Raw genomic sequence first — 13,542 nt, 5'->3', positions numbered from 1 at the left:
GACCTGCAGTAGAAAGAGTGCGGCGAGTCTACTGAGGGGCGTTGGGGGGATTCTTGTACGTTTGTGGTTGGCATATGATAAATAGGCCCCCATGACTATGACAGGCAAAGGCAGCGTGAGACTTGTGTAAGGTAGCTGACGCCCATTCATCTAAAAGCAACACTGATAGCCGCCTCAACTTCACTCTTTGACATTGAGAGCAGCCCTCTAAAAAGTGCCGCCCTCCAGCTGTTCCCAGAACTAGTCCCCTCAAGTATCTGCACTTCGGTGCGGAGTGAACTGTTAAAATTTTGATATGTATTACTCATCCGCGCCCTTACAGAGCATTCATCCAAATAACTACGACTAACCCCTTCAAACGCCTTGACATCCAAACACATATCAATGTGAAATCTGACTCTTCTTATCTCAACATCAGTAAACGCACTCTCATTAAAAACAAGATTAAATCCTGCACCACCGACTCTCAAGTCGAGCTCGGTAACAAGTACAACATTGGACAAAATATCCACATCAAAAAATGGATGTAGCAACTTATACGCAACGCCTTTTTTATGCCTACTCCCTCGCGTTGAATTGCAAGACTCGCAGGAGGGAAATAAGTTATAGCTAAACACAGAAAACTCTGGATAAGGTCCTTTAGGTAAGTAATGCTCAACTGTTTTTCCACCCAGCCCCCCGCACATAGGGCAGGTATTAAGACGGTGCGCTGTCAGACCTTCAATCCAAGAGAGCCCAAACTTCCGTGACTTATTATTATAAGCGCTTGAAAAACATCTTGCCTGTTCCTCAGTCAACCCAATCGATCCCATCTGTGGGTCCCCTTGAGTTAAAACATACTGAGCGTACGCGGCCGCCAAAACTTTATTCTTACCCGCCAGCGAGCCGTATCGGCACACCAACTCCCTCAAACTAAAAGCATCATCCCTGCTGACGTAATCGAACGTATTCATTGGTCAGTCGCCTTGCGAATTTTCTAAGCGCGACCTGATCTCAACCAACATAGACGCACTAAAAATATCGCCATAAGACTGAATGACTTGCTCGAAGGAAAGCCCAGACTTAGAGATCGCTTCGCTAATTTTTTCATGATAAGCGGATACCGTACTATCACCAAACACCGCATATGACAGTTCAGACACGCTCGCCCCCAATGTTTTCACATATACATGATGCGCCTTGACCACCCCGTCGATTTTCTTTAACACATGCACGCAATGCGTAGGTGTTTCCCGCACCACATACGCCGAATGCGTCGCGACAATTGCAACAGACCGCGTTTGTTCCAAGATACTGTAAAGCAGCATCATATAATCGCTAACTAGGTTAGGGTGTAAATATGTTTCAGGCTCATCAATAATTAATAAGGTGCCAAAACCCGCATGCGCAATAAAATGCAACGCAAACCTGAACATACTTCGCTGCCCACTGCTCAATTTAATCGGTGTTTGGGCCGCAAAAGAGAAAAAGCTTGGATCCCTAGATTTATCAATACTTCCAAGTGTATCTAATATTCTTTGCTCGCCAGATAGTTTGGATATGTACGCCCACTTCCCCCCGGCCACATCTTTAAAACAACAATAATCTGGACAACTATCAAGCAATGGAATAGCCAAGCGTTCCATTGTTGCGACCCCGCTTAGAGCATTGCTGAGGATGTCCCACTTGGACAAGCTCAAACCTCCCTCATTTACCCTGACAATGGAAGCGAGCAAATAAGATAGATTATCTGCATAATCATCGGTACTAGCCTCAACACCCAAATTGAAAAACTTAAAATCAAACCGGCCCACGTCCGCGGCAACAGGCAGCACTGTCGCCCAATCGGAACTGTAAGCCACGATTCGTTTAAAGTTAAAGCCGTCAACGCCGTAACCTATAATGCATCCCTCATCTTCAATAGCCATTCCTTGGCGGTCTCTGAGCACAGTGGTGGGACCGTTAGAGTGCAACTGATCATGAGAACGGGCCGACGCAATCACGATCCCTCTCAGCAGCTGAGTTTTTCCGACTCCATTTTTACCTATGATGCAATGGACCCGATCTTGAAAATACTCATGATCAACATACCGAAACTTCATGCTCAATGATTCCAGCGACCCGGGCACTTTCACGTCAATATCAAATACTTTCCGGGCGTCTTCGTCCGGTTCAACTGTAAAAGAACTTTCAACACCGTTCAAAAGTGACATAAATGCTTTTGATGATCGCAGTACACCCAGCCGAAAGGGTTCTGAATTCACCACCCCATCGACGAACGAAATTCTTTCCCGGGCTATATATTTAATGGCGGACACATCATTCAGATAGCGAAGCAGCGAAACGTAGTCAGCAAACTCAAGCGAGGCCGCCAATTCTTTATAGGACTTGGGGCTTGCCATAATCGAGACAAAGTTGTCGCACCCATTAGCGAGAGCCTCAGACACGCGCTGAATTGCTCGACCCGTTTTATCAAACGGTATAAGGTACAGTGAAAAATAAATGACGTTTCCGTGGTACATTACCCTGACACCGACATTGTAACTATACCCAAAGTCATTCCAATGCGTACTGCCTGCGGCGATCAACATCTCGCCTTCTTTTACGGGCAACTCAAAAGTCTCACCTACTTTTATATTCCAATTAACCATAATACCCACTCCCTAGGACACGTCAGTACTCGCACGTGAAAAATGCGCTTACTCGATATTTAATATTAAAACCATCAGTGCATCACACCACAACAAAACTCCACAAACGCTCAAAGGATATCATAACGCCATCACTCCAGCTAATCCACTGAACAGCTTGTAGTAATACCGAAAACCGAATACGTGCTTAACGCTCAATCCGTACTTTCAGATTCGGGAGACTTAGTTGCAAAACCTTACGGGCATCTCTTGAGATTCCATAGCCCTTGGAATGCTAGTATTGCTAGTCCTAATTGGTATAGTGTCGGACGAACGTTTTGGACAGCCCCCATGGATGCCATTACCCGAGGTAGCTGCCTCCGCGGCGCAGTTACCTATCAAGTCACTGCTCAGCTCAAGGCCGCCACCCACCGCCACTGCAAAAAATGCCAGAAAGGCCATGGCGTTGCGTTCGCAACGTATGCCAGCGCGCTCCGATCAGAAGTGACTATCCAGGCTGTGCGTGACGCGCTGAAAAGCAATGAGTCCTCACCAGATATTACCCGTCAGTTCTGCTCGGAATGCGGTTCACCGCCGTTCTGGAGCGACGCAAAAGGAAAGTACCCAAAATGGATATCGATTGCGCTGGGCACTCTCGATACCCCCTTCAAAGCACAGAACCAGGCACACAGTTGCATTGAGTCCAAGGCAATCTGGCCTCACGGACAGTTCCTTTGAGTCAGCGCAACGCAAACGTCTCGATACGTAAACTGGAGCAACTTCCGGTGCAGATCCGCGCGCTCGAAGTTCAGGCAGTCGCCGAAGGTTTCAGGTTCCTGACACGATTGATCACAGAGTGGGAAGATGGCACCCATCGATTTGATCAACCGGGTGAATGCTTTCTAGGGATGTTTTGTGAAGGGCAGTTGATCGCAGTCGGCGGTCTGTCTTGTGATCCCTTTGCGGGACCGGGCGTTGGACGGCTTCGCCGGGTCTACGTAGAGCGCAATCACCGTGGGCGGCAGGCTGGAAAGGCCTTGGTGCATCAATTGCTGGAAAACGCTGCCGTGCATTTTTACCAGGTACGTCTGTCCACCGATTCCTCTGAGGCGGCAGCTTTCTACCTTCGCTGTGGTTTTGATCAAGTGGCTGATGACACGGCCACCCACACAAAAACCTTGAGGCACAGCTGAGACGGATGCTGCAGGCTCAATGACAGAGCGCGAAAGTGGGAGTTGTCGAGCTTCAGCGAGGCGACGATAGCGGTGTGTCAGGCGGCATCTCTATCGACAGTGCTGCGGTCATCGCGACCTCACTGGGTTCGACGGCTCCCACATTGGGCTTTGCGGTGTTTGAAGGGACGTTACATCAACGGAATCGAGTAATTTACAAACACCCGATTCTGATCCTGATCCCGCGCCACTTCACTGCGCGATACACCGTTGCGCCAGCCAAACCCGACGTTTTTGAACGTCCCGCTCTGCACCACGTAATCCAACGAGATGTCCCGCTCCCACTCGCTCGCATCGTTGCCGCTGGCGGTGAGGATGTGGTCACCCTTCAAGTACATCACCGAGGCTTTCAACCCCGGTACGCCGAGTGACGCGAAGTCATAGGCGTATTGCGCAAAGGCGGTGCGCTCGCCGGCCTGGATGAAGGTTTGCACAGTACGGTCGGTATAGAGGTACAGGCTGGAACCGCCCTCCCCTTTATTCACCAGGCCACCCTGGTTGAGTTGGGCGAAGTTGCTGTCGTCCGAGACCTGTTGGTAACCGGCGGTGATCGCGTGCGGGCCCAGGGAGTAGATGAACGCCGCGCTCCACGTGTTGTTGTCGATTTCACCCGTGCCGTTCTTGGTGTAGCCGCCGAGCTTGTAGCCTTCGGCACGGCCGGCGACGCTGCTGTTCTTGCCGTCGGAGGTGGTCTTGAAGTAGCGCAGGTCGGTTTTCAACGAGCCGTAGTCGCCCAGGGGCAACACGTGGATCAGCCCGGCGAAGTGCTGTTGGTAATAGTCTTCGAGGTTGGCGTAGTAGTACTGGAGCATCAGGTCCTTGGTCACCTGATAATCGGCACCGGCGTAGTTGAATGTGTTGCTTTCCTGGGTGCCGCCCGCCACCGCCAGACCGCTACGGTCGCTGGAGCCACGGCCGGTGGTGTGTTGCAGTTGGCCGCCGATCAGGGTCAGGTTGTCGATGTCCTTGCTGGTGATTTGCCCACCGTCGAACGACTGCGGCAACAGGCGGCCGTCGTTGCTCACCAGGATCGGCAGGTTCGGGCGCAGGTAACCGTAGCGCAGTTCGCTCTTGGCAAAACGTGCCTTGGCCGTGGCGCCACCTCGGGCCCAGTTATCGGTGGCCTTGCCGTCATCGTTGGGGATCATCGAGCTGCCCACATGGCGACCGGCGCCGCTGTCGAGGGTGATGCCGAGCATGCCGATGGCATCGAGACCAAACCCCACGGTGCCGTCGGTGAAGCCCGACTGGTAGTTGAGGATAAACGCCTGGCCCCACTCTTCAGTCTTCGACGGGGCGGCGGTGCCATCCCGGTTGTCGTTGTTGAAGTAGAAGTTGCGCATGCTCAAGTTGGCTTTGCTGTCGCTCAAGAAATCAGCCGACGCCAAAGGGCTCAGGGCAACGCCCAGGCTGCCGGTCAACACGCTTAACACATTCAAAGTGGCTTTCATCACAACCTCAGTCAATTAACCCATGAGCGTCATAAAACGGATACGGCCCCGGGTAGTCCCCGAATACGCCGTTGTGGCTGATCAAACCCTGTTGCGCCTCCCAGCGATGCAACAGATAGCCCGCCGGCTCCAGGTTGAAATGCGCGGGCGCCGCTTCTTGTAGGTCCAGTACGATTTGGTGGGAGGTGCCGGGGCACACACAACTCAAGCTGCCACCGAAACGGCGCTGCATGGGGCGGTGCAAGTGCCCACAGAGCAGGCGCTCCACTTGCGGATGGCGGGCAACGACCTGCTCCAGCGCGGCCGCATTGATGAAGGGTTCGCGGTCCATATGGCCAATGCCGCTGATGAACGGCGGGTGGTGCAGGATCAGCAAGGTCGGCGCCTCCGGACGCAAGGATAATTGCGCGTCCAGCCACTGCAATTGGCTGTCATGCAGCTGGCCGCCGTGACTGCCCGGGAGGGTGGAGTCGAGACCGATCAGGCGCAGCGGATGCTCGTCCACCACCCAGTCCAATGGACCCTCTGCGGACAACGGCAAATACGCGTGATCACGGAACGCCTCCAGCAACGGCCCGCGGCTGTCGTGGTTGCCGGGGACCAGGTAGTACGGCATGTGCAGTCGGGCGAGTTCGGGGTGCAGCACGGCGTATTCATCGGCGCGGCCGAAGTCCACCAGATCACCGCTGATCACCACAATATCGGGGCGCGGGTCGCTGGCGTTCAGGTGGTCGACGGCGCGACGCAATGCGCCCAAGGTGTCGACGACCCCATAAGTGAGACGCTGGCCGGCTTTAAGGTGCAGGTCGCTGATCTGCGCGACAAGAAACGGTCGATTCACAATAGATTCTCAAGCATTCAGGGTGAACAACATGTGCGGCGCAATCGCCAGGGCAATTGGCGCGCCGACGGCGTACAACTGGTTGTCGCTGCTGTCGACCAACAGCGGTTGCGGGCCGCCCACATCCACCAGCAGGCGGCTTTGCGCGCCTTGGAAGAACTGCGCCAGCAGGTGGCCGTGCAGGTGCCCCTCACCCTCCATCACCCTCAGGTGTTCGGGGCGGCAATAGACTGTGCTGGGCAGCTCGGCGGCGTGCCACGGCAACTCGCCGCCGCAGACTTTCAAGCCATGGGCCGACGGTTCGATGACCGGAAAGGCATTGAGGTTGCCGACGAAGCCGGCGACAAAGGCGTTGGCAGGTTTGTGGTAGATGTCACGCGGGCTGGCCAGTTGCGCCACACGGCCGTGCTCCATGACCAGGATGCGATCGCCCAGGGCCATGGCTTCGCCCTGATCATGGGTGACGAACACCGAGGTGATGCCAAGACCGCGCAACAGGTCATTCAGTTCGCTGCGCAGGCGCTCACGTAATTGCGCGTCGAGGGCCGCCAGCGGTTCGTCCAGCAACAGCACTTTCGGACGTGGCGCCAAGGCGCGGGCAAGTGCTACGCGCTGACGCTGGCCGCCGGAAAGTTCGTGGATGCTGCGCTTGCCGTGGTGTTGCAAGCCCACCAGCTCCAGCAGCTCTTCGCAGCGCTTCTCGCGCTCCACTCCCCCCATGCCACGAATCTTCAAGCCATAAACAATGTTGCCCGCCACGTTCAGGTTGGGAAACAGCGCATAGTTCTGGAACACCATGCCCACATCGCGGCGCTCGATGGGCAGGCGGGTCACGTCCTGATCGCCGAAAAGCACCTGGCCCACATCCGGGCGCTCCAGGCCGGCGATCAGGCGCAACGTGGTGGTTTTGCCACAGCCGGATGGGCCAAGGATCGCCAGGGTTTCGCCGCCCTCGACGGTCAGGTTCAAGTCATGCACGGCCACGGTGCCGTCGGCGAACGCCTTGCGACAGCCTTGCAGGCGGATAGTGATAGCGGTCATCGACGTTCTCCACGGGACAAACGGGCACTGATGGCCTGCAACGCAATCAGCAGCGGCAAGATCATCAGCAAAAAGATCAGGGTGTAGGCACTGGCGATTTCCAGGCGCGCCGAGGCATAGCTGTCGGCCAGGCCCACGGGCAGCGTCTTGGTCATGGGGGTGTGGAGCATCCAGGTCAGGTTGAATTCACCCAGGGACAAGGTCACCACCATCAGCACACCCGCCAGAATCCCCGCCCGGCAGTTGGGCACCACCACGCTGAAAAAGCGTTTGATCGGACCCGCGCCCAGACTGGCCGCCGCCTCCTCCAGCAGCGGCAGTTGCTGGCGTTGCATCACCGCCATCACCGGGCGTACCAGGAACGGCAAGGTGAACAGCACATGGCCAACCAGGATGAACAGCCAACTGCTACGAAAGCTGCCGAACTGGCCGTAGGTGAGCAGCAAGGCCAGCGCACTGGCCAACCCCGGCATCGCCACCGGCAGCACCATCAACTCTTCGAAGGCGCGACTGAAGCGGTTGTTCATCCGCACCAGGGCGTAGGCCGCCGGCACGCCGATCACGCAGACACCTAGCGCGCAGGCCAGCGCCAATTGCAGCGACAACCACACGGTGGGCGAATAGGCCTGCCACACCTGGATCAACCAATCAAAGGTCAAGCCACTGGACAGCCCCACGAAAAAGTTGCGGGTCAAGCCGGCCAGCAAAGACATCAGCACCGGCACCAACATGAAGGCACACACCAGCAGGGTGAACAGCAGTTGCAGCACAAACAGTGATGAGCGTTTCACAGCACAGTTCCCGCGTTTTTCACCAGGCGTCGCGTGAGCAGCAACACCGCCCAGGTCACCACGCCAAGCACCACCGACAGCGCAGCGGCGACGGCAAAGTTGGCGTAGTTGGTGAATACGTTGTAGATCGCCACCGGGGTGACATTCAGTCGCGTGCCCAAGGTAAAGGCCGTGCCGAAGGCCCCCATGGACGTGGCAAAACAGATCGCGCCGCAAGACGCCAACGCGGGCGCCAGGCCCGGCACGATCACGTCGCACACCACGCGCCAATGCCCGGCGCCGAGGGAATGCGCGGCCTCCTCCAGGCTGCGGTCAAGGCTTTCGCACGCGGCCATCACCGTGAGGATCACCCGTGGAATCGAGAAGTACAGGTAGCCCACAAACAGTCCCGCCAACGAATAGGCAAAAATCCAGCGCTCGCCGACCAGTTGCAGGCCCAGTGAGGCCAGCAGGCCTTGTCGGCCAGCCAGCAAAATCACCAGGAAGCCCACCACCACACCGGGAAAGGCCAAAGGAAAGGTGAGCAATGCCACCAACGCCGAGCGCCCGAAAAACTGCTGCCGGGCGAGGAATACCCCGCTGATGCCGCCAATCACCAACGCGACCAGCGTTACCACCACGGCCAGGACCAACGTTTGCCCAAGGCTGCCCAAGTACTGCGCACTGCTGAGCACCTGCCAGTACCCGCTGCCGTTGCTGTCGCGGCTGTCGGCACCGAGCACCACCAAGTGCGCCAGCGGCAACAGCCAGAACGCGAGCAGCACCGCAAAGGCCGGGGCCAGCGCCCAGACCGCATGTCTTGACGATGCTGCCACTTACTTGACCTCGTTCAGGTAACGGGCGGCGAAGGCTTCCTGCACGGCGGCCATTTTTTCGTAGTCCACCACCCCGGCGCGGGCGTAGTCGCTGTCGGGCAGGAACTGTGCAGCTACGTCAGCCGGCATTTTCATCGGGCGCACCGGGCGCAGGTAGGCCTTGGCCCAGAGTGCCTGGCCTTCGTCCGACAGCACGAAATCGAGGACCTTTTGCGCATTGGCGCGGTGCGGCGCGTTAGCCACCAGGCTCATCACATAGGGCACGCTGATACTGCCTTCCTCCGGGATCACGAAGGCGACGTTGGCCTTGTCCTTGTAGCGCGCGCGGTAAGCGTTGAAGTCGTAGTCCACCAGGATCGGCAACTCACCAGACAGCACGCGCGCATAGGCCGTTTGCTTGGGCACGATGGGCGTGTTTTTCGCGAGCTTTTGGAAGTAATCGATGGCCGGCGCAAAGTTGTCCAGGTCGCCGCCCATGGCGCGGTTGATCGCCACTGCCGAGACGTAGCCGACAAAGGCGCTGGACGGGTCGAGGTAACCAACCATGCCTTTGTATTCCGGCTTGAGCAGGTCAGCCCAACTGTGCGGCACCGGCAAACCACCGAGCGCATCGACGTTGACCATAATGCCCAAGGTGCCGGAATGGATCGCGAACCAATGGCCGGCGGGGTCTTTCAAACCTGCAGGAATCTGGTCCCAGGCCTTGGGTTTGTAAGTGTCGACCACTTCAGCTCTTTGCGCCTGCAGGCCGAAGGTCACGCCGTAGTAAACGACGTCCGCCACCGGTGCGGCTTTTTCCGCCACCAACTGTGCCAGAGACTGGCCGGAGTTCTTGTTGTCCAGCGGCACTTGCACACCGGTGCTGGCGGCGATGGCCTGGAGTTGGGTGCCCCAGTCGGCCCAATCCGGCGGGCAGTTGTAGCAGATTGCAGTGTCGGCGGCCTGGGCCAGGCTGGCCGCACCGCAGAGCAGCACGGCTGCCAGGGTTTTACTGAGTGCGCGCATCGTGGGTTTCCTCGTGGGGTTGAGTACTGTCGCCCGGCCGGATATGGCAAGGCAGGCAATGGGACGTCGGGGCATTGCCGGCGATTTGCGCCAGCAGTTGGTCAATTACGGTGCTGGCCAGCAAGGCGATGGGCTGCACCACGCTGCACAGGGTCGGGTGCATCTGAGTGCCGAGGCTGATGCCGTCGAAACCCATCACCGAGAGTTGTTCGGGCACGTTCCAGGCGTTACGGCGCAGTTCGGCGATCAGGCTGATTGCCAGAAAGTCGTTGGAACACACCAGCGCGGTGGGCGCATCAGCACCTTGGAGAACGGGTTGGATGGCGGCGAATTCGGCCTGGGTGTGGGCCGGCATTTCGATCACTGAGCGGGGCTCAAGGCTGTATTCGAGCATGGCATCGCAATAACCGGCGTAGCGCAGGCGGGCACGGTCGGACTGCAACGCGGGGCCGGCGACCATACTGATGCGTCGATGGCCCGCATCCAGCAGATAACGGGTAGCCAATGCCATGCCGGCGCGGTTGTCGACCGATACGGCGCTGTAGTTGGGGTTGCTCGGTTGGTGGTAGGCCAGCACGAACGGGGTCTGTTCGGTGTTAAGGCTGCTGAGCACGCTGTTGCTTTCGGCATCGGTGACCGTCAGCACCAGGCCGTCGACACGCTGGCGCAGCAGCTCTTCGACCACACTGCACTCGCGTTCGCTGCTGTAGTCGGTGGTCGCCAGCAACAGGCTGTAGCCGCGCGCCCGCGCCGCACGTTCCATGGCCTGGAACTGTTCAGCGAATACCGGGTTGAGCAGGTTGGGCACCACCACCCCAATCAACTGGGTGGTTTGCAGGCGCAGTTGGCGGCCCAGCAGATTGGGGCGAAAGCCCAGCTCACGGGCGGCGGCGAACACCTGCTCACGGGTGGTCGGGCGCACCTGGTCAGGGGAAGCAAAGGTACGGGCGGCGGTGGCGCGGGATACCCCAGCCAGCCGTGCTACGTCTTTCAGGTCAGTCATTGTCACTCGCTTGAGATCGATCTCATTGGCGAGGACACTAGCGGGGGAATATGGCAGGACGGTGGTGGGAGGGTTACGGTTTGATGACAGCAAATACCCTGCAGCAGGATGAACAGCGATCCAAATGTGGGCCGGTGTCTATCCATAGACAGTCATACTCCTGGGCTAGTCTGGAAAAATCGGGCACGCAAAATCCGCCCACTAACCTTTCGATTCAATCCAAGTGCGGGCACAATGCGTGTCCTTTTTTGGCAGGCACCGCCGCAGGCTCTCAAAAATGATCAAAACGCCGTACTACCTCATCGATAAACAGAAGCTTCTGGTCAACATGCAGAAGATTGCTTACGTGCGCGAGCAGTCCGGCGCCAAGGCGTTGCTGGCGCTCAAGTGCTTTGCCACCTGGTCGGTGTTCGACCTGATGCAGCAATACATGGACGGCACCACGTCGTCGTCGCTGTATGAGCTCAAGCTCGGTCGCCAGAAGTTCGAAGGCGAGGCGCACGCCTACAGCGTGGCCTGGGCCGACGATGAAATCGAAGAGATGCTGGATAACTGCGACAAGATCATCTTCAACTCCATCAGCCAGCTGCAGCGTTTTGCCGAACGTTCCGAAGGCAAGACCCGTGGCCTGCGCGTGAACCCACAGGTGAGCAGTTCCGACTACCTGCTGGCCGACCCGGCGCGTCCATTCAGCCGCCTGGGCGAATGGGACCCGGTGAAGATCGAAGGTGTGATCGAGCAGATCTCCGGCTTCATGTTCCACAACAACTGCGAGAACGGCGACTTCAGCCTGTTCGACAAGATGCTGGGCGTGATCGAAGAACGCTTCGGCGCGCTGCTGCACAAGGTCGAGTGGGTCAGCCTCGGCGGCGGCATCCACTTCACTGGGGAAGACTACGCGGTGGACGCGTTCTGCGCGCGCCTGAAAGCGTTCTCCGAACAGTACGGCGTGCAGGTGTACCTGGAACCCGGCGAAGCGGCGATCACCAACAGTGCCTCCCTGGAAGTCACCGTGCTCGACACCCTCTACAACGGCAAGAACCTCGCCGTGGTAGACAGCTCCATCGAAGCCCACCTGCTGGACCTGCTGATCTATCGCCTCAATGCCAAGCTGGCACCGAGCGATGGCGAACACACTTACATGGTGTGCGGCAAATCCTGCCTGGCCGGGGACATTTTCGGCGAGTATCAATTTGATCGTCCGCTGGCCATCGGCGATCGGCTGTCGTTCATCGACACCGCAGGCTACACCATGGTCAAGAAAAACTGGTTCAACGGCCTGAAAATGCCGTCCATCGTAGTGAAACAACTCGACGGTACTGTCGAAGTGGTTCGTGAATTTGGTTACGACGACTACCTGTCCAGCCTTTCGTAAGCTGGCGGATAAAGGAGAGATAAAGCAATTGAAAAAGAACGTTCTTATCATTGGTGCAGGAGGTGTCGCCAAGGTGGTGGCCCACAAGTGCGCGCAGCACAACGACGAACTCGGTCGTATTGCTATCGCGTCGCGCAACATCTCCAAATGCCAGGCCATCATCGACAGCGTCAAGGCCAAGGGTAGCCTCAAGGTTCCCGCCGATATCCAAGCCTTCGCGCTGAACGCCCTGGACGTGGAAGCGACCAAGGCCCTGATCCGCGAGACCGAATCGCAGATCGTCATCAACGTCGGTTCCGCGTTCCTCAACATGTCGGTCCTGCGGGCCTGCATCGACACCGGCGTTGCGTACCTCGACACCGCCATCCACGAAGAGCCGGGCAAGGTCTGCGAGACCCCGCCGTGGTACGGCAACTACGAGTGGAACCACCTGGAAGAGTGCAAACAGAAGAACATCACCGCCATCCTTGGCGTGGGCTTCGACCCGGGTGTCGTCAACGCGTATGCCGCGCTGGCGCAGCAACAGCATTTCGACCGCATTGATTCGATCGACATTCTCGACGTCAATGCCGGCTCCCACGGCAAATACTTCGCCACCAATTTCGACCCGGAAATCAACTTCCGCGAGTTCACCGGACAGGTGTGGAGCTGGCAGAACAGCCAGTGGACCAGCAACACCATGTTCGAAGTCAAACGCACCGACGACCTGCCGGTAGTCGGTTCGCAGAACCTTTACCTCACCGGCCACGATGAAGTGCACTCGCTGTCGAAAAACCTCGACGTGCCCAACGTGCGTTTCTGGATGAGTTTCGGCGAACACTACATCAACGTGTTCACCGTACTGAAGAACCTCGGCCTGCTCTCCGAGAAGCCGGTCACCACCGCCGAAGGCCTGGAAGTCGTGCCGCTGAAACTGGTCAAGGCCGTGCTGCCCGACCCGTCTTCGCTCGCACCGGGCTACACCGGCAAAACCTGCATTGGAGACCTGGTCAAGGGCACCAAGAATGGCCAGCCACGCGAGTTGTTCATCTACAACGTGGCGTGCCATGAAGAAGCCTTTGCCGAAACCGACAGCCAGGGCATCTCCTACACCGCAGGCGTACCACCGGTGGCCGCTGCGCTGCTGGTCGCCCGTGGCGAATGGGATGTGAAGCACATGGCCAACGTCGAGGAACTGCCAGCCGAGCCGTTCCTGAAAGCGCTGGACGTGATGGGCTTGCCGACGCGGATCAAAGACGAGCACGGTGATCGTGCCTGGGATGCAATTGCCTGAATAGGCAATCGTTGACCGAACAAAAAATGCGTCCTGAGGGGCGCATTTTTTTTGATGCCAACCCACCCTACTGTAGGAGCGAGCCTGCTCGCGAAGAACGTCAACG

General features: G+C 57.5%; 13 protein-coding genes. 4 read left to right on the top strand and 9 right to left on the bottom strand.

Translation table 11 applies throughout. The features are described 5' to 3' along the window. Positions 1-146: 146 nt before the first annotated feature. Both AB4O08_RS25520 and AB4O08_RS25515 read right to left on the bottom strand, forming a co-directional pair. Positions 147-953 (bottom strand): HNH endonuclease family protein, encoded by an 807-nt coding sequence (locus tag AB4O08_RS25520; protein ID WP_152609443.1) that lies wholly within the window; start codon positions 951-953, stop codon positions 147-149. 3 nt (positions 954-956) lie between these two features. Further along, on the bottom strand, positions 957-2,630 hold the full coding sequence (locus AB4O08_RS25515; protein ID WP_047541637.1) for an AAA family ATPase: 1,674 nt from the start codon (positions 2,628-2,630) through the stop codon (positions 957-959). Positions 2,631-2,960: 330 nt separating this feature from the next. Here AB4O08_RS25515 and AB4O08_RS25510 point away from each other — a divergent pair, with 330 nt between their 5' ends. Next, complete coding sequence (locus AB4O08_RS25510) at positions 2,961-3,347, top strand: GFA family protein (RefSeq protein ID WP_047541634.1); 387 nt, start codon at positions 2,961-2,963, stop codon at positions 3,345-3,347. Then, positions 3,344-3,802, top strand: a complete 459-nt coding sequence (locus AB4O08_RS25505) for a GNAT family N-acetyltransferase (RefSeq protein ID WP_045792424.1) — start codon at positions 3,344-3,346, stop codon at positions 3,800-3,802. Before AB4O08_RS25510 ends, AB4O08_RS25505 begins: the two co-directional genes overlap by 4 nt. Before the next feature lie 170 nt (positions 3,803-3,972). Here the strand turns inward: AB4O08_RS25505 and AB4O08_RS25500 are convergent, their stop codons facing one another. The 7 genes from AB4O08_RS25500 to AB4O08_RS25470 are packed head-to-tail and all read right to left on the bottom strand — an operon-like array spanning position 3,973 to position 10,788. Beyond that, entirely contained in the window at positions 3,973-5,292 is a 1,320-nt protein-coding gene (locus AB4O08_RS25500) for an OprD family porin (RefSeq protein WP_010209925.1), read from the bottom strand. 7 nt (positions 5,293-5,299) lie between these two features. Beyond that, positions 5,300-6,133 carry a phosphodiesterase gene (locus AB4O08_RS25495; RefSeq protein ID WP_042572216.1) on the bottom strand — a complete coding sequence of 278 codons (834 nt, stop codon included), beginning with the start codon at positions 6,131-6,133 and terminating at the stop codon, positions 5,300-5,302. A 9-nt stretch (positions 6,134-6,142) separates the two neighbouring features. Next, entirely contained in the window at positions 6,143-7,174 is a 1,032-nt protein-coding gene (locus tag AB4O08_RS25490; protein ID WP_010209921.1) for an ABC transporter ATP-binding protein, read from the bottom strand. Further along, entirely contained in the window at positions 7,171-7,965 is a 795-nt protein-coding gene (locus AB4O08_RS25485) for an ABC transporter permease (protein WP_460114481.1), read from the bottom strand. The genes AB4O08_RS25490 and AB4O08_RS25485 overlap by 4 nt, the downstream gene beginning before the upstream one ends. Next, the gene (locus tag AB4O08_RS25480) at positions 7,962-8,780 is read right to left on the bottom strand and encodes an ABC transporter permease (protein ID WP_042572215.1); all 819 of its coding nucleotides are present in this window, start codon (positions 8,778-8,780) and stop codon (positions 7,962-7,964) included. The genes AB4O08_RS25485 and AB4O08_RS25480 overlap by 4 nt, the downstream gene beginning before the upstream one ends. Then, positions 8,781-9,785 carry an ABC transporter substrate-binding protein gene (locus AB4O08_RS25475; protein ID WP_047541626.1) on the bottom strand — a complete coding sequence of 335 codons (1,005 nt, stop codon included), beginning with the start codon at positions 9,783-9,785 and terminating at the stop codon, positions 8,781-8,783. Further along, positions 9,769-10,788 (bottom strand): LacI family DNA-binding transcriptional regulator, encoded by a 1,020-nt coding sequence (locus AB4O08_RS25470; protein WP_010209917.1) that lies wholly within the window; start codon positions 10,786-10,788, stop codon positions 9,769-9,771. The genes AB4O08_RS25475 and AB4O08_RS25470 overlap by 17 nt, the downstream gene beginning before the upstream one ends. A gap of 277 nt (positions 10,789-11,065) precedes the next feature. Between AB4O08_RS25470 and AB4O08_RS25465 the strand changes: the two genes are divergently transcribed. Together AB4O08_RS25465 and AB4O08_RS25460 are read left to right on the top strand one after the other, a co-directional pair. Beyond that, positions 11,066-12,163: a carboxynorspermidine decarboxylase gene (locus AB4O08_RS25465; protein WP_010209915.1), complete on the top strand. Its 1,098-nt coding sequence runs from the start codon at positions 11,066-11,068 to the stop codon at positions 12,161-12,163. Between the two features lie 28 nt (positions 12,164-12,191). Beyond that, positions 12,192-13,436 (top strand): saccharopine dehydrogenase family protein, encoded by a 1,245-nt coding sequence (locus AB4O08_RS25460; protein ID WP_010209914.1) that lies wholly within the window; start codon positions 12,192-12,194, stop codon positions 13,434-13,436. Positions 13,437-13,542 lie beyond the last annotated feature (106 nt).

This window comes from Pseudomonas sp. H3_E07 (assembly GCF_054668895.1).
The sequence above is the reverse complement of the archived record's forward strand: the minus strand, read 5'-3'. Positions and strand labels throughout refer to the sequence as shown.

Bases quoted from the DNA above. Each gene is read 5' to 3' on its own strand.
- AB4O08_RS25520 (WP_152609443.1), bottom strand. From the start codon at position 953: ATGAATACGTTCGATTACGTCAGCAGGGATGATGCTTTTAGTTTGAGG.
- AB4O08_RS25515 (WP_047541637.1), bottom strand. From the start codon at position 2,630: ATGGTTAATTGGAATATAAAAGTAGGTGAGACTTTTGAGTTGCCCGTA.
- AB4O08_RS25510 (WP_047541634.1), top strand. From the start codon at position 2,961: ATGGATGCCATTACCCGAGGTAGCTGCCTCCGCGGCGCAGTTACCTAT.
- AB4O08_RS25500 (WP_010209925.1), bottom strand. From the start codon at position 5,292: ATGAAAGCCACTTTGAATGTGTTAAGCGTGTTGACCGGCAGCCTGGGC.
- AB4O08_RS25490 (WP_010209921.1), bottom strand. From the start codon at position 7,174: ATGACCGCTATCACTATCCGCCTGCAAGGCTGTCGCAAGGCGTTCGCC.
- AB4O08_RS25475 (WP_047541626.1), bottom strand. From the start codon at position 9,785: ATGCGCGCACTCAGTAAAACCCTGGCAGCCGTGCTGCTCTGCGGTGCG.
- AB4O08_RS25470 (WP_010209917.1), bottom strand. From the start codon at position 10,788: ATGACTGACCTGAAAGACGTAGCACGGCTGGCTGGGGTATCCCGCGCC.
- AB4O08_RS25465 (WP_010209915.1), top strand. From the start codon at position 11,066: ATGATCAAAACGCCGTACTACCTCATCGATAAACAGAAGCTTCTGGTC.